The following is a 19,782-nucleotide window of genomic DNA, read 5'->3' on the forward strand; positions in this document are numbered from 1 at the left end:
TCCGCCTTGGCCCTCATGCTCGGCATGACAAGCGTCCGCGCCGAAGACACGGTCGATCCCAACGCCAAGCAAGGCGGCGCCATCACCATCACCTACAAGGACGATGTTGCGACCCTCGATCCGGCGATCGGCTATGACTGGCAGAACTGGTCGATGATCAAGAGCCTGTTCGATGGGCTGATGGATTACGAGCCGGGCACCACCAATTTGAAGCCCGATCTGGCAGAAAGCTACGAGATTTCGCCCGACGGCCAGACCTTCACCTTCAAGCTGCGCCATGGCGTGAAATTCCACAATGGCCGCGAGATGACGGCCGACGACGTGAAATATTCGCTCGACCGAGTCACCAATCCGAAGACGCAGAGCCCCGGCGCCGGCTTCTTCGGCTCGATCAAGGGCTATGACGATGTCGCCGCCGGCAAGGCCGAAGGCCTGTCCGGTGTCACCGTCATCGACCCCTACACGGTCAAGTTCGAACTGACCCGGCCCGACGCCACCTTCCTGCATGTCATGGCCATCAATTTCGCCCATGTCGTGCCGAAGGAAGAGGTCGAGAAATATGGCGCCGATTTCGGCAAGCATCCGGTCGGCACCGGCGCCTTCAAGCTCGCCGAGTGGACGCTGGGACAGCGCATCGTCTTCGAGCGCAATGCGGACTATTGGCACAAGGGCCTGCCGCATCTCGACAAGATCACCTTCGAGATCGGCCAGGAGCCGATCGTGGCGCTGCTGCGCTTGCAGAAGGGCGAGATCGATGTTCCCGGCGACGGCATTCCGCCGGCCAAGTTCCAGGAGGTGATGGCCGATCCCGAGCAGAAGGCGCGTGTCGTCGAAGGCGGTCAGCTGCACACCGGCTACGTCACCATGAACACCACCATGGCGCCGTTCGACAATGTTAAGGTGCGTCAGGCCGTCAACATGGCGCTCAACAAGGCGCGCATCATCCAGATCATCAACGGCCGCGCCGTGCCGGCCAACCAGCCGCTGCCGCCGTCGATGCCGGGCTACGACAAGGACTACAAGGGTTATCCCTATGACGTAGCCAAAGCCAAGGCGCTGCTGGCCGAGGCCGGTCATGCCGATGGTTTCGACACGCAGCTGTTCGCCATGAACACCGATCCCAACCCGCGCATTGCCCAAGCGATCCAGCAGGACCTGGCGGCGATCGGCATCAAGGCCAGCATCCAGTCGCTGGCGCAGGCCAATGTCATCGCCGCCGGCGGTGACAAGGCCGGCGCGCCGATGATCTGGTCGGGCGGCATGGCCTGGATCGCCGACTTCCCCGATCCGTCGAATTTCTACGGCCCGATCCTCGGCTGCGCCGGCGCGGTGCCCGGCGGCTGGAACTGGTCGTGGTATTGCAACAAGGATCTCGACGCCAAGGCGGCCGAGGCGGATTCGGTGGTCGACCCGGCAAAGGCCGGCGAACGCGACAAGATGTGGAGCGCCATCTACGACAAGGTGATGGAAGACGCGCCCTGGGCGCCGGTCTTCAACGAACAGCGCTTCACCATGAAATCCGCGCGCATGGGCGGCGCCGACAACCTCTATGTCGACCCGGTCCATATCCCGATCAACTACGACAATGTGTACGTAAAAGATGTGCAATAACTGCGACTACACCATCCATGGGCGCCACCACCATTTCGGCTGGGACAATTCCTTTGTCCCGGCCGAGCGGGTGGCGCCCGGCGCGACCATCGAGTTCCAGTGCCTCGATGCCGCCGGCGGCCAGCTGAACGCCGACAGCACGGTTGCCGAAATCGCCAAGCTCGACTTCGCCGGGGTCAACCCGGTGACCGGGCCGATCTTCGTCGAGGGCGCCGAGCCGGGTGACGCGCTCAAAGTGACGATCGAGATGTTCAAACCGTCCGGCTTCGGCTGGACGGCGAACATTCCGGGTTTCGGCCTGCTCGCCGACGACTTCACGGAACCGGCGCTGAACATCTGGAAATACGATGCAGCCGCGCTCGAACCGGCGCTGTTCGGGAAAAACGCGCGCGTACCACTGAAGCCGTTCGCCGGCACCATCGGCAATGCGCCGGCTGAGATGGGGCTTCACTCGGTGGTGCCGCCACGGCGGGTCGGCGGCAATCTCGACATCCGCGATCTCGCTGCCGGCACGACGCTCTATCTGCCGGTTGAGGTGGCCGGCGCGCTGTTCTCGGTCGGCGATACGCACGCCGCACAAGGCGATGGCGAGGTCTGCGGCACGGCGATCGAGAGCCCGATGGACGTCGTGCTCAAGCTCGACCTTGTCAAGGACGCCAGGCTGAAGACGCCGCGCTTCACCACCGCCGGTCCGGTGACGCGCCATCTCGACGCCAAGGGCTATGAGGTGACGACGGGTATCGGGCCGGACCTGATGACCGGCGCCAAGGAGGCGGTGGCGCAGATGGTCGATCTGCTTGCTGGGCGGTATCAGATCGATCCGGTCGAGGCCTATATGCTGGCCTCGGTGTGCGGGGACCTGCGCATCAGCGAGATCGTCGACATGCCGAACTGGGTGGCGTCGTTCTATTTTCCGCGTTGCGTGTTTGAATGACGGTACGTCGGCGCCGCACCCCCACCCCGCTGCTTCGCAGCGACCCTCCCCACAAGGGGGAGGGTAAAGCGCTGCCACCCTACCTCCCCCTTGTGGGGAGGTCGGACCGGAGGTCCGGGTGGGGGTCAGCGCCAAGGTTTGTGCGAATGGTGCGACGGAACCAATCCGTCGCAGGGCTCCACCCACCATGACCCTCGCCGACAACCCCATCCTCTCCATCGCCAACCTCTCCGTCAGCGTGCGCGGCGAGGACGGCGAGCGCGATGTCGTCTCCAACCTGTCGCTGACGCTTGCGCGCGGCGAGACGCTCTGCATTGCCGGCGAATCCGGCTCCGGCAAGTCGATGACCGCGCTGGCGATCATGCAGCTTTTGCCGCAGCCGGCGGCGCGCATATCGTCAGGCATGATCCGTCTTCGGGATGGGAATCGGGGCGACACCGACCTAGCAACCCTCGACGAACGCCAGATGCGGCGCATTCGCGGCGACCGCATCGCCATGATCTTCCAGGAGCCGATGACCTCGCTCAACCCGGTTCTGTCGATCGGCCGGCAACTCACCGAATCAATCGAGGCGCATACCAGCCTGTCGTCGGCGCAAGCCCGCCGGCGCGCCATCGAGGCGTTGAAGGCGGTGCGCATTTCGGAGGCGGAAAGCCGGTTAAAGCAGTTTCCGCACGAACTCTCCGGCGGCATGCGCCAGCGGGTGATGATCGCCATGGCGCTGGCGCTCGAGCCCGACGTGCTGATCGCCGACGAACCGACGACGGCGCTCGACGTCACCGTGCAAGGCGAAGTGCTGGAGCTGTTGCGCGACCTGCAGCGCCAGCATGGCACCAGCGTCATCCTGATCACCCACGATATGGGCGTGGTTGCCGAAATGGCCGACCGGGTCATCGTCATGCGCGACGGCCGCATGGTCGAAGAAGGCACGACATCGGATATTTTTGTCCAGCCGCAGGCCGACTATACGCGCGAACTGCTGGCTGCCGTGCCGCGCATCGGCAGTGGCGTCGGTCGACAGAAATCCAGGGATGCGATTGACGTCTTGAAACCGGCCAATGTCGCCGAGATCAACGACCTGCATGTCCGCTTCGATCTGCGTGGCGGCATCTTTGGCCAGGTCACCCGCCGCGTCCACGCCGTCGAGGGCGTCAGCTTCTCGATCGCGCCCAACGAAACGCTTGCTCTGGTCGGCGAATCCGGCTGCGGCAAGTCGACGACCGCCAAGGCGCTGGCCGGACTGGCGCCGTATAGCGGCGACATCGTCATTGGCGGGCGCAATCTCTCCGGTCTTGGCCGCGACGAGCGCAAGGCGGTGCGCCGTGACGTCCAGATGATTTTCCAGGATCCCTTCGCTTCGCTCGATCCGCGCATGCGCGTCGGCGAGCTCGTCGCCGAGCCGCTGGTGATCCATGGCATCGCCTCGAAGGACGAGCGCCGGGAACGGGTCGCGGCGCTGTTCGAGCGCGTCGGCCTGTCGGCCGACCAGATGGAGCTTTACCCGCACGAATTCTCCGGTGGCCAGCGCCAGCGCGTCTGCATCGCCCGAGCGCTGGCGCTACGACCAAAACTGATCATCGCCGACGAAAGCGTCTCGGCGCTCGACGTCTCGGTGCAGGCGCGCGTGCTCGATCTCCTGAAGGAATTGCAGCGCGAATTCGGCGTCGCCTATCTCTTCATCTCGCACGACATGGCGGTGGTCGAGAACATTTCCGACCGCGTTGCCGTCATGTATCTCGGCCAGATCGTCGAGATGGGCACGCGCGACCAGGTGTTTTCCAACCCGCTCCATCCCTATACGAGGCGGCTGATCGAAGCGGTGCCGGTGCCCGATCCGGCGCAGCGCAGAACGCGCTTCGCGCGCCTCGACCAGGAAATCCCGAGCGCCACCCGCAGGATCGGGGAGGCGCCGCTGAAGCTGGCGCTGAACGATGTCGGCGGCGGCCATCTGGTTGCTGCGGAAAGCTGAGCCCGCACTGGCTGGCAGCTGTTCTTTTACTTTGTTGAGTACAACCAAGAACTGCCGTCTCGGGTTTACCGCGTCTTAGGTGGACGGCGGCCACTATACGGTCGGCGTTCTTGCCACGGGGAAAAATAGTGCTCAAGGCGGTTCTGCAGCTGCTGCCGGGTCGGTTCATGGATGTGCGCATGCGCGTATCCGCCGACTACGAGACGCGCGTCGTGGAGCGGCCCGGGCGCTGGATGAAGGCTGCCGAACTGGAGCAGCTGAGCAGCGATCTGCGGCTGGTAGCGTCCAAGACACTGAAGTTCGGCAGCCTGACCTATGGCGTGTTTTCCGGCGACCGCAGCCGGCTGGAACATTCCATCATCACCATTGTCTACCGGCGCAGCGACCGGCAGCCGATCGCCTTCAACTCGCTGGCGCTGATGGAGATATCGCTCGCCGGCAAGCCCTATGAAGTCTTGCACCTCGGTTTGGTCATGATCGATCCCGACGAGCGCAGCCGCGGGCTGAGCTGGATCCTCTACGGCCTGACCTGCTTCCTGATGTTTTTGCGCAATCAACTGCGGCCGATCTGGATTTCCAATGTCACCCAGGTACCCGCTGTCGTCGGCATGGTCGCGGAGGCGTTCAGCAATGTGTTCCCAGGACCGCATGCCGGCGCGCGCCGCTCGCTTACCCATGTGCTTCTGGCGCGGCAGATCATGGCGCGCCATCGCCATGTCTTCGGTGTCGGCCCCGAAGCTGGTTTCGACGAAGAGCGCTTCGTCATCACCAACGCCTATACGGGCGGCTCGGACGATCTGAAGAAGACCTTCGACGAGGCGGCCAAGCACCGCGTCGAGACCTTTAACGAGTTCTGCCGCAAGGAACTCGACTACACGCGCGGCGATGATGTGCTGCAGATCGGACAGATGAGCTTTCAGTCGGCGCGCACCTATCTCGCCGACGCGGTTCCGCGCGGCTCGCTTGCCGCCCTTGCGGTAGCAGGTGCGGCGGCCACGCTGCAGCGGCTGGTTTTGCCGGTGGTACACTGGGCGGATAGCAGCCGCCAATGGAATGTGCTGAGACCATGGACACGCTGATGGCTTCATCCGTGATGATGCCTGGGTGTGAGCTGATGGGCGCTGACCGATGAACCTCGACGACACGCTCGTGGCCGACACCATCACCTCGCTGGCGGCGCTGTTCGGGCTGCTGATCGTGATATCGGTCGTCGGCGGGCGCGACACGGGCGATCCGCTGTCGCGGCGTTTTCTGTTCGGTTTGCGGGTGCTGACGGTTCTGCTCGCCTGCCGCATCCTCGACTGGACTACCGGCCTCGCACTCTTCCGCTTCGTCACCATCGCGGCGGCGGGCCTGCTGCCGCTGGCCGCACTGCTGCTGACCGAGGGGCTGTTGCGCCGGCATGCGCCGTTTGCGCTAAAGTTCTTTGCCGCCGGCGGCGCCCTGCTGTTTCTACTGCTGGCGCCGATCCCGGAACGCTTTGCCGAGCCATGGCGGATGGCGGCACTACTTGCCTTCCAGTTCGGAGGTTTTCTCGCCATCGGCTGGCTGGTGATGACGCGCGATCGCGACAGCCTGTCGGCGGCCGAAAACCGCACGGTCGAGCGCATGGCGCTGTCGCTGCTGTTGATCATTCCGTTCATGGTCACCGACTACCGGCCCGGCCTGTTCGAAGTGCCGGTTCGGCTTGGCGGCATCGCCATCCTGTTCCTGTGTTGGCTGACGATCGGCCTTGGACGCGCGAGCCTCGGCCATCGCGACACGATCGGCGCCTTTACCGTGATTACGCTGAGCTCGGTTTTCGCCGGGCTGGCGCTGGGCGGCATCGACGATCTCGGCTGGCGCGGCAGTGTGCAGGGCGTGGTGATCGTGCTGTCGGCGACGCTGCTGGCAGTCATCTACAATGACAGCGTCAGCCTCACCGCGGAGAAGCGCCGCGACTCGTTGCTGAAGCATATGGCCGAGGGTGATCTCACCGATTCGGCGCGCTTCCTGCGCGGCCTGCAGAGCCATATCCTTGTCGACGGCGCGCTGATCCTGCCGGCAGCCGACCTCGGTGATTTCGACCTCAAGGTGCTGGCCCGGGCACTGGAGCAGGAGCCCGTGCGCTCGCTCGCCGATGTCCAGCCGGATTCACCCGTGGACGAGAACATACGCGAGCAGTTGGCATGGCTGTTCGAGAAATATGAGGCGACCCATGTGCTGCTGGCGACGCTCGATCCGCTGACCGTGGTGGCGCTCAACATGCCGACGCTTGCCTCATCGCCAGGCCTCGAAATGGAGCTGCGCGCCGTCCAGCGCATGGCGATGCTGATTTCGCAGCGGCAGGCGAAGGGTTGATCATACTGAACGGGCCGGCTCTTGCGTCGGCCCGTTGCCGTAGCCGGGTCAGGCGGCCTTGGTCTTCGAGGCTTCTTCGTCGCGCACCATTTTTGTCACGGCGGCGAAGTCGAGCTTGCCGGAGCCAAGGACCGGTACCTTTGAGACCACCCGCACTTCGGCCGGGACCATCAGGTCCATGGCGCCGTTGGCCTTGGCGTAGGCGAGGAATTCCGCTCGTGTGGCGCCGGATGCCTCGGTGATGAGGATCAGCTTTTCGCCCTTGCGGGCGTCGGGCACCGTAGCGACCGCCGACAGCGAGCCCTTCCACAATTCGCCGGCCAGCGCTTCGACAGCAGCCAGCGAGATCATCTCGCCGCCGATCTTGGCGAAGCGCTTGGCGCGGCCGCGAATGGTGATGAAGCCACCCTCGTCGATAGCGACGACGTCGCCCGTGTCATGCCAGCCGTCCTCGAGCGGTTCGAGCACGCCGGGCTTCTCGGCCCGGAGATAACCGGCCATGACATTGGGACCGCGCACGAACAGCCGGCCGCCTTCGTCGACGCCGGGGACCGGATCGAGGCGGTATTCCATGCCGGGCATGATCTTGCCGACGGTTCCTGAGCGATTGTACATCGGCGTGTTGATGGAGATCACCGGCGCCGTCTCGGTGACGCCGTAGCCCTCGAGGATGCGTAGGCCGAACTTCTCCATATAGGTCATGCGCGTCGCTGTCTTGACCGGCTCCGCGCCGGCAAAACAATAGCGTATCGAGCGGAAGTCGTAGGGGTGCGCGGTGCGGGCATAGCCGGAGAGGAAGGTGTCGGTGCCGAAGATGATCGTCGCGTTCGAGCCGTAGATCAGTTCCGGCACGAGGCGGTAGTGCAGCGGCGAGGGGTAGAAATAGACCGGCACGCCGGAGATCAACGGCAGCACCGTGCCCGCGGTCATGCCGAAGGAGTGGAAGATCGGCAGCACGTTGAACACCTTGTCGCCCGAATGGAAGTCGATACGCGACGCCGCCTGGGCGGCGTTGGCCAGGATGTTGCGGTGGGTCAGAACGACGCCCTTCGGCGTGCCTTCCGAACCCGAGGTGAACAAGATCACCGCCGCATCGCCGGGCTTGCGTTTCGCGCGCGGCGTCGACTTGCGCAGCAAGCCGAGCAGCTTATCCTTGAGACTGATGGTCTTTCTGAGATCGTCGAGCCACACGATGTCGACCGAGCGACCGAGTTCCTCGACTACAGCGCCGAGCTTTGCCTGTTCGACGAACGCGCGGGAGGTAAGCACGGTGCGGACTTCGGCGGCCTTGCAGGCGGACAGAATATTGGCAGCACCTGCGGTGAAGTTCATCATCGCCGGAACCTTGCCGGCGGACATGACGCCGAGCAGTGTCGCGCAAGAGCCGTTGGCGTTGGGCAGCATGATGCCCAGCGTCTGCTGGTCGGCATAAAGGTTCTGGAACTTCTCACCAAGCACGGCGGCAGCCGTGAGCAGCTTGCTGTAGCTGAGAGAACCGGTGACCGGATCCTGAACTGCGAGCTGTTTCATGCCGCGTTCGTTCGCCGTCTCGATGATCTTTTCCAGTACGGTCTTGTCTATGTCCTGGGTGCGGAAAACGAGATCCGACATCACCTGGTAGAGCGCGGAACCCGCCGCGGCGCGGCGCTTGCGGCCCTTCAGCTCCTGCGGCACCTCGAGCTTGACCGGTTCCAGAATAGTCACCTTGACCTTCGGGAACAGGCGGCGGCGCACATGCTGCGAGCTCAGCCGCGAGAAGTAGGTCTTCTCCAGCCCGTCGATGCGCACCGGCACAACCATCGAGCCGGTCTTGTCGGCAACCATGGCGGCGCCGTCATAGACCTTCATCAGGCCGCCGGTCACGGTGATGCGTCCCTCCGGGAAGATCACCAGCGGGTCGCCGCCCTGCACGATCTTGATCAGCGTGCGGGTCGACATCGGCTTGGCCGGGTTGAGCGGCAAAGCGCGGGCAAGTTTCATGAACGGCTTCATCCACCAAGCCTGGGCAATGGTGTAGTCGATGGCGAAGACCGGTTCCTCATCGGTCAGCGTCAAGGCGAGCGGACCGTCGAGGAAGCTGACATGGTTGAGCGCCAGGATCGGCGCCTTGCCGGCCGCCTTGAGGTTTTGCATGCCCTCGACTTCGAGGCGCAGGAAAGCGCGGAACAGGATGGAGACGAAGTCACGGAAGGGGTTCGTCGGCAAATATTTCAGCATCAGCCAGGCGGCAATCGCATTGGCCGCGACGAGGCCGAACAGGATGCCGCCGGTCGAGACCTTCGTCTGGATCAGGGCCATGATGATGCCGCCGCCAGTCATGAAGCCGGCATTGACGATACTGACGGCGGCGACGACCCGGGCGCGCCGCGCTTCGGGCGACCAGGCCTGCACGGCGGCGAAGGTCGGCACCACCAGGAAAGCGGCTGCAATGGCCATGCCGGCGAGGTCGATGGCGACGCGGATCGTGTTTGGGCCGGCGAAGAATGCGCCAAGGGTTTCCGCCTGGGGCGACGGCGTCATGCCGGAGATGGTCCAGGCGAGATGCAGGCCGAACAGGGCGAGCAGCGCCGTGCCGACCGGTGCCGGCAACAGCACGATGCGGCCCTGCGACATCCAGGCGGCGATGGCCGAACCGATGGCGATCGAGACGGCGAACACGGCGAGGTAGACGGTGACGGCCATTTCGTTGCCGCCGAGCGAATCCTTGATCAGGACCGGCAGGAGCGAGAGCACGATGGCGCCGATCAGCCAGAACCAAGACGTCATCAGGCCGGCGCGCCAGATGCGCGTGTCGGTGCGCAATTCGGTGACCTGGCGCCAGGTCGAGCGGAAGATGTTCTTGTCGATGACAAGGTCGGGCGCCGCCGAACCGGTGGACGGGATATAGCGGCTGACGAGCCAGCAACCGACGGCGAGCGCCATCATGATCGGTCCGAACACCGCGACGCCGATACCATCGGCGGAAACGACGCCGCCGGCTATGGTGCCGCCGAGAATCGCGGCAAACGTGGCTGACTCGATCCAGGCGTTGGCCTTGGGCAGTTCCTTGCGTTCGAGGTGATCGGGCAGGATTCCGTATTTGATCGGTCCGAACAGCGCCGAGATGATGCCGAACATCAACAGCGCCGTCATCAGCACGGGAATGGACGACAGGGCGATGCCGACGACGGAGACACCCGCCGCGGCGATCTCGGCGAATTTCAGACGCTTGGCTATGAGAGCCTTGTCGAAGCGGTCGGCGAGCTCGCCGCCGAGCGCCGACAAGAGCAGGAAGGGAGCCATGAAGACGGCGCCCGCCAAGGTGACCAGTGATGCCGCCTGATCCGCCGCCAGCGTGAACAGAATAAGGAACACCAGCGTGTTCTTGAGGAAATTATCGTTGAAGGCGGACAGGAACTGCGTCCAGAACAAGGGCGCAAAGCGCCTGGATGTCATCAGATGAGCTGTGGGACGATTGATCGGGGCGATTTCCATAGCGGCGACTTCCATTGGGCAAGACCGGTGAAAATCCTGACTGGATTGATCAGCGGTCTTGCGCGTTGAGCCTTGTTTAGCGGGAACCCGGTTACACTTCGTTACTGCGGCTGACTTCCATCAGCAACTTCTCGGTCTTGGCGTCTTCCAGCCGGTTGATGAAGCGGCTTGCCTCTTCCGAGTCGCGCAGTGTCTTGGTGATGGTGATCGAGGTGTGCACGAGCATGATGGCGGCCATGGCATAAAACCCCTTGGCGGCGAAGCTCGCCTCCATGAAGTAGATGCCGCCGGCCATCATTGTGGCGGCAACGGCGAAACTGGCCATGGTGAAGGTCTTCCAGGCGCTTGAGTCCTTGGGGGAATAGGTGTTCGGGGTCATCGATATGGTCCTTTCGTTTCAAGGTTAGGTTGGTTGGGCGTGGGTCTGTTTCAGGCTGGATACAATCAGGCTGGATACAATCAGGCTGGATACAATCAGACTGGATAACAATCAGGCCGGGTACGATCAGGCCGGCTTGGTCATGGTCTTCGTGAGCCGTTCGAGCACGGCGTCGGCGCTGCTTCTCAGCGGCGCACCGCAGCCGGCGGCCGCAAGCTTCTCTGAGACCGCGGCAGGATCGCCCGACTGTTCCATCTCGGCCATGGCGGCCGCGGTGTCGTCGATCTGCTTTTGCCTGGTGCGCAGGCGCAGCAGCGTCTCCTCGGCGTCCCTGAGCGCCGACAGGCTGGAGCCGGGCGCGCTTTCTCGCAGGCGCTGGGTCGAGTCGACCGCGGCAACGATGCGCTGGCCGCGCTGCAATTCGCGCAGGCGCATTTCGGAGACGCGGATAATCCGCTTGAGACGCTCAATCTCGGTGCCGAAGCTTTTCTGCGCCTCGGCGGAGGCGTCGCGTTCGGCTTCCAGCATGGCGATGGTTTCGGCGGCTTCGCGGGCCAGTTCATTCTGTCCCTGCTCGATCGCGGCGATCGTGCGCTTCTCCAAATCGTCGATGCGGAGGACAAGCTTCTTGTACTGCGCGACTTCCTGTTCGTTCTGGGCGATGGCAATTGCAACCGCCCGGCGGGCGGCCGCGATAGCGTCGGCGCAATCGCGGATCTGCTGGCGCAGGATTATCAGCGCGTTGCGGTCGACGACCGCCTCGGCGGCTTCGTAGCTTCGGCCGCGAACGAGAGCAAAAAACTGTTTCAACATTTCCGTTTCTCCTCTATGAACGTTGTTCATGAGGCAAAGTAGCACATTGTGAACGGCGTTCAAGGAGAAAATGAACGGTGTTCATGATTGCGCATAAGAGAAGGTTAATGACCGCAAAACGGGACGCCAAACGCGAGGACCTCAAAGGCAGGCTGATCGAGGCCGCGCAAGCGCGCATCCAGTCCTCGGGGCTCGCCGGTCTGCGTGCGCGCGACATCACGGCCGATGCCGGCTGCGCGCTGGGCGCGCTCTACACCGCCTTCGCCGACCTGGACGAGCTCATCCTGCACGTCAATTCGATCACACTGGCCAGGCTGGGGGCGGCCCTGCAGCAAGAGGCGACCGGCGTCGCCGAGCCTAGGGCAAGGCTGAAGGCGCTGGCCAAGGCCTATCTCGGCTTCGCCCGCGACAACCGCATGGCGTGGAAGGCGCTGTTCGAGCACCGTATGGCGCCAGGCGTGGCGGTGCCCGAATGGCATCTGGCCGAACATGCGGTGCTGGTCCAGCATCTGGTTGAGCCGCTGGCCCAGCTGCTCCCGGCGGCGGCAACGCCGGAGCTTTTGGCCCGCGCGCGCACGCTGTTCTCCGCCGTGCATGGGATCGTCGCCATCTCGCTCGAAGACCGTTTCATTGGCCTGGCGTCCACCGACCTCGAAAGTGAGCTGCTGGGTTTCGTCGACACGCTGGTGAGCGGACTGGAGACGGAAAGGGAATGAACTGCTGCGATCGGCTCTTGCCTCACGGCACTCTGCCCTTATGAAGATCGTGGCGCGGACTGCCGGTTGATCCAGGCCGGCTGAGACTGTTGGGGATATCCGGTGACAATCGATCAGAACCGTCGGTTTCGACCCGAAATACAGGGGCTGCGCGGCTTGGCGGTCGCGCTTGTCGTGGTCTATCACATATGGCCGGATGTGCTGCCTGGCGGATATGTCGGCGTCGACGTCTTTTTCGTCATCTCTGGCTATCTGATCACGGGCCTGCTGGCGCAGATGGCGCTGCGCGGCGGCCGGATTTCACTGATCGAATTCTACTCGCGACGGGTGCGACGGTTGTTGCCGGCAGCAACCCTGGTGCTGCTGGTGGCATTGCTGGGCACGCTGCTTTTCATCTCAAAGGCGCGCTGGGAGGAAATGGGCAACCAGATCGTGGCGAGCGCTCTTTATGTCGAGAACTGGCGGCTGGCCTCGATTGCGGTCAGCTATCTCGAGGCCGACACCTTGCCGAGCCCGGTGCAACACTACTGGTCGCTTTCCATCGAAGAGCAGTTCTACATCGCCTGGCCGTTGGTGATGATCGGCGTGATCTGGCTGGCGCGCCGCCGTGACCTTCCGCTGAGGGCCTGCTTGATCGGGGCGTTGTCGCTCATTTTCGCGGCATCACTTGTTGCCTCTGTCGTTTTGACGGCGACGGATCCGGCCCAGGCCTATTTCGTCAGCCATACCCGCCTGTGGGAATTGGCGCTGGGTGGTCTGCTGGTGCTGACCGAACACCAGTTTCGACTGGCGGCACTCACTAGACAGTGGCTGGCGATCGCCGGTATCCTGGGCATCGTTGCGTCCGCCTTGCTGTTTTCCGCTGCAACTCCATTTCCCGGCGTCAGTGCGTTGTTGCCGACCTTGGCCACAGTGCTGGTCATCCTGGCTGGCGAGGTTGAAGTCGGCCGGTTTCGTGGGCTCGATTCGTTGCCACTTCGTTTCATCGGCGATCGCTCCTACTCGGTCTATCTATGGCATTGGCCGCTGATCACCATCTCCCAGGCGCAGGGTCATTCGCTGACCCTTGCCGGCGGTTTCGGCCTGATTGCGGCGACCCTGCTTCTATCGGATCTGTCCTATCGATATGTTGAGCAGCGCTACCGGCAAGCTCGGGGCGGCGCCTGGTGGAAGCCGCTGGGATACGGCACCGCGGCGGTTCTCACATGCGTGGCCGCATCCGGCAGCCTGCTGCTCTTTCTGAAGACCGAACGCATCGACACCGCGCTGATCGGCACGCCTTCCTACCCTGGGCCCGCCGCTCTCGTCTCCGGCGCCGTGGTCCCGGACGGTGTGAACCTTCTGCCGCCGCTGGCCCGGCTGAGGCGGGACGTGCCGGTCGTGTATGCAAGGAAGTGCCACCAGGAGGAAAGCTCGGAGCCCAAACGATGCTCTCTAGGCGATCCCACGGGTGCGAAAACAATGGTTCTGGTGGGAGATTCTCATGCAGCCCAGTGGGTGCCGGCACTGGACAAGATCGCAAAGGACCGCAACTTCAAACTGGTTACCTTTACAAAATCCGCCTGCCCATTCACCCGCGTGGCCATCACGGCGGATGGCAAACCCAACGTCTTATGCGCGCAGTGGCACGAAAAGGTGCTGGCCGAGATCCTAAAGCTGAAACCGGATCTGATCTTCACCAGCCAGTCCAATTACGGAGCGGTTCAGCAAGACGTGATGATCGAGGGGCTGCGAAGTCTCTGGGGCGGGCTGACGGACGCCGGCTCGCAAATCGTTGCCATCCGCAACACGCCCTATATGAAATTCGACCCGGGCGAATGCCTGAGTTCGACCCCAACGAAATGCGTCACCAAACTGAGCGATATTGAGCGGAGCAACGTGTTGGCGCTGGCCGCGGAAGGACAGAAAAATGTGCGCGCCATCGATATGCTCGATGCCATTTGCGGGCCGCAACTATGCCCGGCAGTTGTCGGCAACATCATCGTCTGGCGGGACAGTCATCATCTGACCGCCAGCTACTCGCTTGCCCTGGCGCCCTATCTCGCAGCGAAGGCGGGGCTTTGACGAGACGTCTCGGAACTTAGATGTGTCGACAGGCAGGAAAATTCCGCTGGTGGAGCTGAGGAGGATCGAACTCCTGACCTCGTCATTGCGAACGACGCGCTCTCCCAGCTGAGCTACAGCCCCGTCCAGCGGATGGCGCATTTATCGAAGGCTGCGGTTTCCTGTCAAGGCGGGGTTTTGCGGAAATCCCTTGTGCCCGGTGCTTGCAGGCGACCGGCCCTTGCCGGTTTCGCGCGCAATGGCTACATGTCGGCAACAATCGGAGACCGGCATGCTAGCCCTCATTCAAACAATCGTCATGGCGCTGGACCTGTACTGGTGGGTCATCATCGCCTCGGCGATCTTTTCCTGGCTCTATGCGTTCAACGTCGTCAACTCGCGCAATCAGTTTGTCGGCAGCATCGGCAACATGCTCTACCGGCTGACCGAGCCGGCGCTGCGGCCGATCCGTCGGTTCATGCCCGACCTCGGCGGCGTCGATATTTCGCCGATCATCCTGCTTCTGCTCCTGTTCTTTCTCAGGCAGCTCATTCTCACCACGATAGCGCCGCTGGTCCTGTGAACCTGACGATGGCATGAGCGCGCCATTCCGCTTGCGCGCTGACGGCATCGACCTGTTTATCCGGCTGACGCCGAAGTCTTCGGTGGACAGGCTCGAAGGCGCCGAGGTATCGGCCGACGGGCGCAGCCATTTGAAGGCGCGCGTGCGCGCCGTGCCGGAGAATGGCGCGGCCAATGCGGCGCTGGAACCGCTGGTGGCCAAGGCGCTGGGCGTTCCGGCATCGGTCGTGTCGGTCGTTGCAGGCGGCACGGCGCGGCTGAAGACGGTGCGTGTCGGGGGTGATCCGGCGGTGCTGGCGCAGCGTATCGGGGCGCTCAGCGGCTGATCGAAGATCCAGCGTTGCGGCATGCAGCCCCTTGATCTGTCGGCGGAACAGCGCCCCCCTCTGTCCTGCCGGACATCTCCCCCACGAGATTGGCAGCTTCCGCCCCACTCTCAGTCCCCCAGCGGCAGCTTCGGATCGTCGACCTTCAGCGTGTTCACGCTCTGCTTGATGCGGCGCAGGTTTTCGAGAACCCTGGGTCCGCGCGTCTCGGCCACGGAGGTGACGATCATGTCGACGATCGACAGCAGAGCATAGCGCGACGAGGTCGGCTTGTAGATGTTGCCGTCCTCCAGCGACTGGAACTGGATGACGGTATCGGCGGCCTTGGCGAGCGCTGATTCCGGCGGGGTTACGGCGATGGTGGTGGCGCCATATTGCTGGGCCACCTGAACGGCGTCGATCACCGATCGCGCATAGCCGGACACCGAGAACGCGATCAGCGTCGTCTCCGATGTGGCGACCGCGGCATACATGCGCTGCAATTGCCCGTCGATCTGCGCCAGCACCGGCACGCCGAGCCGAAACAGCCGGTTCTGCATCTCGGTCGCCATCATCGAGGAAATGCCGCCGGAGCCGATGCACAGCACATTGCCCGAACTGACGATGCGCGCGGCCACGCCCACCAGCGTCTTCATGTCGAGGTTTTCGCTGGCGCGCTGGATGGCGGCGATTGCCGCTTCGGTGATGGCCGACGCAATGCGCTGCTCGCGCGCGTCGCGGTTCAGCGGTTCGGGCGACAGATACTGGCCGCCAATGGCAATCGCCTGCGCCAGGTAGAATTTGAAATCGCGCAGACCCTCGCAGCCGAGATTGCGGCAGAAACGGGTGACCGTCGGCTCGCTGACGCCGACGCGCGCCGCAATTTCCGAGATTGCCGCCTTGGAGGCGAAGTCGAGATCGGTCAGCACGAGGCCGGCCAGGCGGCGGTCCGATTTGGTGCCGTCCTGCGACATCAGCTGCAGGCGCGTGATGATGTCGGCCGGCGTTTTCATTTCTGGGTTGTCGTCTTCATAGCGCTGCCTTCATAGCGGCAGGCCTGTTGCCGTGTCGAACAGATGAATGTTGCCCGGCGCGACGGAGACCGGCAGCATTTCGCCGGGCTTGACCTGAACCCGGTCGCGGAATACGGCGCGCACCGTGTCAGCGCCGATGGCGCCATAGACATGGGTTTCCGAGCCGGTCGGCTCGACGACATCGACCTTGATCGCCATCGCGTCGACAGCCTCACCGATGACGAAGTGTTCGGGCCGTATGCCGGCCTCGACCGTGCTGCCAGCCGGCACCGTCTTGCTGCCGAGCGCCAGTCGCCCTCCGCCGGCCGATTCGAACCAGCTTTTCTCGGGCGTCGTCTTCAGGGCGCCGGAGACAAAACTCATCGACGGCGAGCCGATGAAGGAGGCGACGAATTTGTTGGCGGGACGGTCGTAGAGTTCCAGCGGTGCGCCGACCTGCTGGATCTTGCCGTGGTCCATCACCACGATGCGGTCGGCCATGGTCATGGCCTCGATCTGGTCGTGAGTGACGTAGACGATGGTCGATTTCAGCCGCTGGTGCAGCGCCTTGATCTCGGTGCGCATCTGCACGCGCAGTTGCGCGTCGAGATTGCTGAGCGGCTCGTCGAACAGGAACACCGAGGGTTCGCGCACGATGGCGCGGCCCATGGCGACGCGCTGGCGCTGGCCGCCCGACAACTCCCGGGGATAGCGGTCGAGATAGGAGAACAGGTTGAGGACGCCGGAGGCCTTTTTCACCTTGGCGTCTATTGCCGTGCGGCTTTCGCCGCGGATCTTTGGGCCAAAGCCGATATTGTCGGCCGCTTTCAGATGCGGAAACAGCGCATAGGACTGAAAGACCATTGCAATATTGCGCTGCTGTGGCGGCAAATCGTTGGCGCGCATTCCGCCGATCAAGAGGTCGCCTGAGGTGATCGGCTCCAGCCCGGCCAGCATGCGCAGCAAGGTCGACTTGCCGCAGCCGGAAGGGCCAACCAGCACGACGAACTCGCCGCTCTTGATGTCGAGGCTGATGTTTTCGAGGATCTTGTGGCGTCCGAAAGATTTCGACAGGTCGCGGAACTCGACATCGGTCATGGTCAGGCTCCCAATATGTCGTCGATGAAGGGCAGGAAGCCGGCGGTCAGTCCGGCGTCGACCGGCACCACCGCGCCGGTTATCCCCGATGCGCGATCCGAAACAAGGAAGGCCACCGCTTCGGCCACTTCCGTGGCGTCGACGATGCGGCCGAGCGGATAGAGCCGCTTGAGCTTGCCGAGAACATCCGGGTTCTTGGCCAGCCGATGGTCCCATGCGGCGGTGCGGATCGAGCCGGGGCAGACGACATTGGCGCGCAGCCCGTTGCGGCCGAGTTCCACAGCGACCGCTTTGGCATAGGCATTGATGCCGGCCTTGGCTGCGGCATAGGCCGGGTTGCCGAAGTGGGCGATGGCGTTGACGGAAGAGATGAAGACGACGCTGCCCGAACCGCGCGCGGCCATCGCCTTGATCAGTGGATCGGCGAACAGCATCACCCCGGTCAGATTGAGGTCGAGCTCATGCGTGATCTTGTCGGGGGTCAGCGCTGCAAGAGTCTCGGCGCGCGTCCAGCCGGCATTGTTGATCAGGATGTCGGGCACGCCGTCTTTCCCGAGGATCGCCGTGATCGCGGCATCGGTGGAGATCCGGTCGAGAAGGTCGAAGACGTGGCGCGACGCCAGATGCGGACTGCCGAGCTGGTCTTGCGACTGGTCGCAGCCGACGACGCGCGCGCCACGTTCGGCCAGCAGCGCCACAATAGCCGAGCCGAGCCCGCCGCCGGCGCCGGTCACCAGCACGGTCTTGCCTTCGAATTCGGCCGTTGAAACCACCCTGCGCGCCTCCCTGGGGTCTACGATAGTCGGAAACGCTATTTTAGAAAATGTAATTAAGCAACAGGAAAATCCGCTTGCACAGCGCGAAATCATGGATAATGTAGGAAAGTCACATAAAGCCTTGGCCGCCTCAAAGCCGCAAGAGTGCAGACGCAATCAAAAGGGAGAGATCGAATGAAGCTTGCAAAATGGACTGTCGGCCTGATGGCCGGAATGAGCCTGCTCGCCCTGGCCGCGCAGGCAGATGCCGGCGAGGTGCGCGTAACCGTCGCCGAATACAGCGCCAAGACCGGCCCGTATTTCGAAGCGGTGAAAAAGGAATTCGAGGCAGCCAACCCGGGTATCACCGTCAAGTTCGAAGTTGTGCCGTGGGACGTGCTGCTGCAGAAGCTGACCACCGACATCACGGCCGGTACCAATGCCGACCTGTCGATCATCGGCACCCGCTGGCTGATCGATTTCGTCCAGCAGGATGTCGCCGAGCCGCTCGACGCCTACATCAAGCCAGACTTCAAGGACCGCTTCATCGACACCTTCCTGTCGCCGTCGATCATGGAGGGCAAGACCTATGGCCTGCCGATCGCGGCCTCGGCGCGCGCCATGTACTACAACAAGGAATTGTTCGAGAAGGCCGGAATCGCCAACCCGCCGGCAACCTGGACCGAGTTGCAGGAGGATGCGCGCAAGATCAAGGCACTGGGCACCGGCACGTTCGGCTTCGGCCTGCAGGGCAAGGAGATCGAGACCGACGTCTATTATTATTATGCGATGTGGTCGCAAGGCACCGAGATTCTCAACAAGGATGGCACGTCGGGCCTCGGCACGCCGGGCGCGCTCGAAGCCGCCAAGCTCTACAAGTCGATGATCGACGAAGGCCTGACGGAACCCGGCGTCACCTCCAACAACCGCGAGGACGTCCAGAACCTGTTCAAGCAGGGCAAGGTCGGCATGATGATCACCGCGCCCTTCCTGTCCAACCAGATCAAGGACGAGGCGCCGAACCTGAAATACGGCGTGGCCGCTATCCCCGCCGGACCGACCGGCGCGCGCGGCACGTACGGCGTCACCGATTCCATCATCATGTTCAAGAATTCCAAGAACAAGGATGAGGCCTGGAAGCTGCTCGACTTCCTGTTCACCACCGAACAGCGCGCCAAGTTCACGCAAGGGGAAGGCTTCCTGCCGGTGAACAAGGAAGAGGCCAAGATGGACTATTACGTCGACAATGCCGATCTGGCAGCGTTCACCGCGCTGCTGCCCGACGCCCGCTTTGCACCGGTCATCCCCGGCTGGGAAGAAGTCGCCCAGATCACCTCGGATGCCATGCAGAAGATCTATCTCGGCGGCGACCCCGAGGCAGGCTTGAAGGAAGCGGCTGCCAAGGCCAACGCCGTGATCAAGAAATAGGGCGTATCTCCCTGCGCCCGGCGCGCCCCTGAGATCGGGGCGCGCCACACTTTCCTCTCCCTCCAGAGGGGGGAGAGGTGGCTCGGCGAAGCCGAGACGGAGTGGGGGAACCACCTGGCAACCGCCGCGAACGGACATAGGAAGGGCAATAGGGGCAAACATCACCTCGCCTTGCGCCCCAAGGGTCGACCCCCCGAGCTTCGCTCGACACCTCTCCCCTGATCGACGGGGGAGAGGAAAGGCATTCTTCTGAAGCGCTGCTAAAGACCGATATGCAAGATTGATCCGAGCTGGCGTGCCAGCGCCACAGAACCACGGTACA

The 19,782-nt window shown here is 63.4% G+C and carries 16 protein-coding genes and 1 tRNA gene; 10 read left to right on the forward strand and 7 right to left on the reverse strand.

Annotation, left to right across the window (positions count from 1 at the left end):
* Positions 1-15: 15 nt before the first annotated feature.
* From NKJ77_RS26115 to NKJ77_RS26135, 5 genes are all read left to right on the forward strand, one after another.
* Positions 16-1,611 carry an ABC transporter substrate-binding protein gene (locus NKJ77_RS26115; protein WP_460221874.1) on the forward strand — a complete coding sequence of 532 codons (1,596 nt, stop codon included), beginning with the start codon at positions 16-18 and terminating at the stop codon, positions 1,609-1,611.
* On the forward strand, positions 1,601-2,545 hold the full coding sequence (locus NKJ77_RS26120) for an acetamidase/formamidase family protein (RefSeq protein WP_352535939.1): 945 nt from the start codon (positions 1,601-1,603) through the stop codon (positions 2,543-2,545). Before NKJ77_RS26115 ends, NKJ77_RS26120 begins: the two co-directional genes overlap by 11 nt.
* A gap of 187 nt (positions 2,546-2,732) precedes the next feature.
* A complete protein-coding gene (locus NKJ77_RS26125) occupies positions 2,733-4,514 on the forward strand; it encodes an ABC transporter ATP-binding protein (RefSeq protein ID WP_352535940.1) in 1,782 nt (593 codons plus the stop codon).
* Between the two features lie 128 nt (positions 4,515-4,642).
* On the forward strand, positions 4,643-5,593 hold the full coding sequence (locus NKJ77_RS26130) for a hypothetical protein (RefSeq protein ID WP_027050529.1): 951 nt from the start codon (positions 4,643-4,645) through the stop codon (positions 5,591-5,593).
* Positions 5,594-5,642: 49 nt separating this feature from the next.
* Complete coding sequence (locus tag NKJ77_RS26135) at positions 5,643-6,854, forward strand: hypothetical protein (protein ID WP_352535941.1); 1,212 nt, start codon at positions 5,643-5,645, stop codon at positions 6,852-6,854.
* A 48-nt stretch (positions 6,855-6,902) separates the two neighbouring features.
* On the opposite strand, the gene NKJ77_RS26140 is transcribed toward NKJ77_RS26135, so the two are convergent.
* The 3 genes from NKJ77_RS26140 to NKJ77_RS26150 form a co-directional block, all read right to left on the reverse strand.
* On the reverse strand, positions 6,903-10,328 hold the full coding sequence (locus tag NKJ77_RS26140; protein ID WP_023818271.1) for an acyl-[ACP]--phospholipid O-acyltransferase: 3,426 nt from the start codon (positions 10,326-10,328) through the stop codon (positions 6,903-6,905).
* 91 nt (positions 10,329-10,419) lie between these two features.
* Complete coding sequence (locus NKJ77_RS26145; protein WP_023668598.1) at positions 10,420-10,707, reverse strand: YiaA/YiaB family inner membrane protein; 288 nt, start codon at positions 10,705-10,707, stop codon at positions 10,420-10,422.
* Between the two features lie 126 nt (positions 10,708-10,833).
* Positions 10,834-11,520: a PspA/IM30 family protein gene (locus NKJ77_RS26150; RefSeq protein ID WP_023831826.1), complete on the reverse strand. Its 687-nt coding sequence runs from the start codon at positions 11,518-11,520 to the stop codon at positions 10,834-10,836.
* A 107-nt stretch (positions 11,521-11,627) separates the two neighbouring features.
* Here NKJ77_RS26150 and NKJ77_RS26155 point away from each other — a divergent pair, with 107 nt between their 5' ends.
* Entirely contained in the window at positions 11,628-12,236 is a 609-nt protein-coding gene (locus NKJ77_RS26155; RefSeq protein WP_023737945.1) for a TetR/AcrR family transcriptional regulator, read from the forward strand.
* A gap of 102 nt (positions 12,237-12,338) precedes the next feature.
* Positions 12,339-14,300 (forward strand): acyltransferase family protein, encoded by a 1,962-nt coding sequence (locus NKJ77_RS26160; RefSeq protein ID WP_081726890.1) that lies wholly within the window; start codon positions 12,339-12,341, stop codon positions 14,298-14,300.
* Positions 14,301-14,347: 47 nt separating this feature from the next.
* Here NKJ77_RS26160 and NKJ77_RS26165 read toward each other — a convergent pair.
* A tRNA-Ala gene (locus tag NKJ77_RS26165) sits at positions 14,348-14,423 on the reverse strand.
* A 148-nt stretch (positions 14,424-14,571) separates the two neighbouring features.
* Here NKJ77_RS26165 and NKJ77_RS26170 point away from each other — a divergent pair.
* Positions 14,572-14,862 carry a YggT family protein gene (locus tag NKJ77_RS26170; RefSeq protein ID WP_023668602.1) on the forward strand — a complete coding sequence of 97 codons (291 nt, stop codon included), beginning with the start codon at positions 14,572-14,574 and terminating at the stop codon, positions 14,860-14,862.
* Between the two features lie 13 nt (positions 14,863-14,875).
* Positions 14,876-15,187 carry a DUF167 family protein gene (locus NKJ77_RS26175; RefSeq protein ID WP_023700181.1) on the forward strand — a complete coding sequence of 104 codons (312 nt, stop codon included), beginning with the start codon at positions 14,876-14,878 and terminating at the stop codon, positions 15,185-15,187.
* 110 nt (positions 15,188-15,297) lie between these two features.
* Here the strand turns inward: NKJ77_RS26175 and NKJ77_RS26180 are convergent, their stop codons facing one another.
* Genes NKJ77_RS26180 through NKJ77_RS26190 form a run of 3 tightly spaced genes read right to left on the reverse strand, consistent with a single transcriptional unit; the run spans position 15,298 to position 18,050 of the window.
* A complete protein-coding gene (locus tag NKJ77_RS26180) occupies positions 15,298-16,179 on the reverse strand; it encodes a MurR/RpiR family transcriptional regulator (protein WP_023681445.1) in 882 nt (293 codons plus the stop codon).
* Positions 16,180-16,209: 30 nt separating this feature from the next.
* Positions 16,210-17,277: an ABC transporter ATP-binding protein gene (locus tag NKJ77_RS26185; protein ID WP_352535942.1), complete on the reverse strand. Its 1,068-nt coding sequence runs from the start codon at positions 17,275-17,277 to the stop codon at positions 16,210-16,212.
* A gap of 2 nt (positions 17,278-17,279) precedes the next feature.
* Positions 17,280-18,050: an SDR family oxidoreductase gene (locus tag NKJ77_RS26190; protein WP_352535943.1), complete on the reverse strand. Its 771-nt coding sequence runs from the start codon at positions 18,048-18,050 to the stop codon at positions 17,280-17,282.
* Between the two features lie 177 nt (positions 18,051-18,227).
* On the opposite strand from NKJ77_RS26190, the gene NKJ77_RS26195 reads away from it, so the two are divergent.
* The gene (locus tag NKJ77_RS26195; protein ID WP_352519150.1) at positions 18,228-19,460 is read left to right on the forward strand and encodes an ABC transporter substrate-binding protein; all 1,233 of its coding nucleotides are present in this window, start codon (positions 18,228-18,230) and stop codon (positions 19,458-19,460) included.
* Positions 19,461-19,782 lie beyond the last annotated feature (322 nt).

Source organism: Mesorhizobium sp. M0052 (assembly GCF_040323255.1).
GTDB lineage: Bacteria > Pseudomonadota > Alphaproteobacteria > Rhizobiales > Rhizobiaceae > Mesorhizobium.

Bases quoted from the DNA above. Each gene is read 5' to 3' on its own strand.
- NKJ77_RS26185 (WP_352535942.1), bottom strand. From the start codon at position 17,277: ATGACCGATGTCGAGTTCCGCGACCTGTCGAAATCTTTCGGACGCCAC.
- NKJ77_RS26195 (WP_352519150.1), top strand. From the start codon at position 18,228: ATGAAGCTTGCAAAATGGACTGTCGGCCTGATGGCCGGAATGAGCCTG.
- NKJ77_RS26145 (WP_023668598.1), bottom strand. From the start codon at position 10,707: ATGACCCCGAACACCTATTCCCCCAAGGACTCAAGCGCCTGGAAGACC.
- NKJ77_RS26140 (WP_023818271.1), bottom strand. From the start codon at position 10,328: ATGGAAATCGCCCCGATCAATCGTCCCACAGCTCATCTGATGACATCC.
- NKJ77_RS26125 (WP_352535940.1), top strand. From the start codon at position 2,733: ATGACCCTCGCCGACAACCCCATCCTCTCCATCGCCAACCTCTCCGTC.
- NKJ77_RS26175 (WP_023700181.1), top strand. From the start codon at position 14,876: ATGAGCGCGCCATTCCGCTTGCGCGCTGACGGCATCGACCTGTTTATC.
- NKJ77_RS26135 (WP_352535941.1), top strand. From the start codon at position 5,643: ATGAACCTCGACGACACGCTCGTGGCCGACACCATCACCTCGCTGGCG.
- NKJ77_RS26150 (WP_023831826.1), bottom strand. From the start codon at position 11,520: ATGTTGAAACAGTTTTTTGCTCTCGTTCGCGGCCGAAGCTACGAAGCC.
- NKJ77_RS26155 (WP_023737945.1), top strand. From the start codon at position 11,628: ATGACCGCAAAACGGGACGCCAAACGCGAGGACCTCAAAGGCAGGCTG.
- NKJ77_RS26170 (WP_023668602.1), top strand. From the start codon at position 14,572: ATGCTAGCCCTCATTCAAACAATCGTCATGGCGCTGGACCTGTACTGG.
- NKJ77_RS26120 (WP_352535939.1), top strand. From the start codon at position 1,601: ATGTGCAATAACTGCGACTACACCATCCATGGGCGCCACCACCATTTC.
- NKJ77_RS26115 (WP_460221874.1), top strand. From the start codon at position 16: ATGCTCGGCATGACAAGCGTCCGCGCCGAAGACACGGTCGATCCCAAC.
- NKJ77_RS26180 (WP_023681445.1), bottom strand. From the start codon at position 16,179: ATGAAAACGCCGGCCGACATCATCACGCGCCTGCAGCTGATGTCGCAG.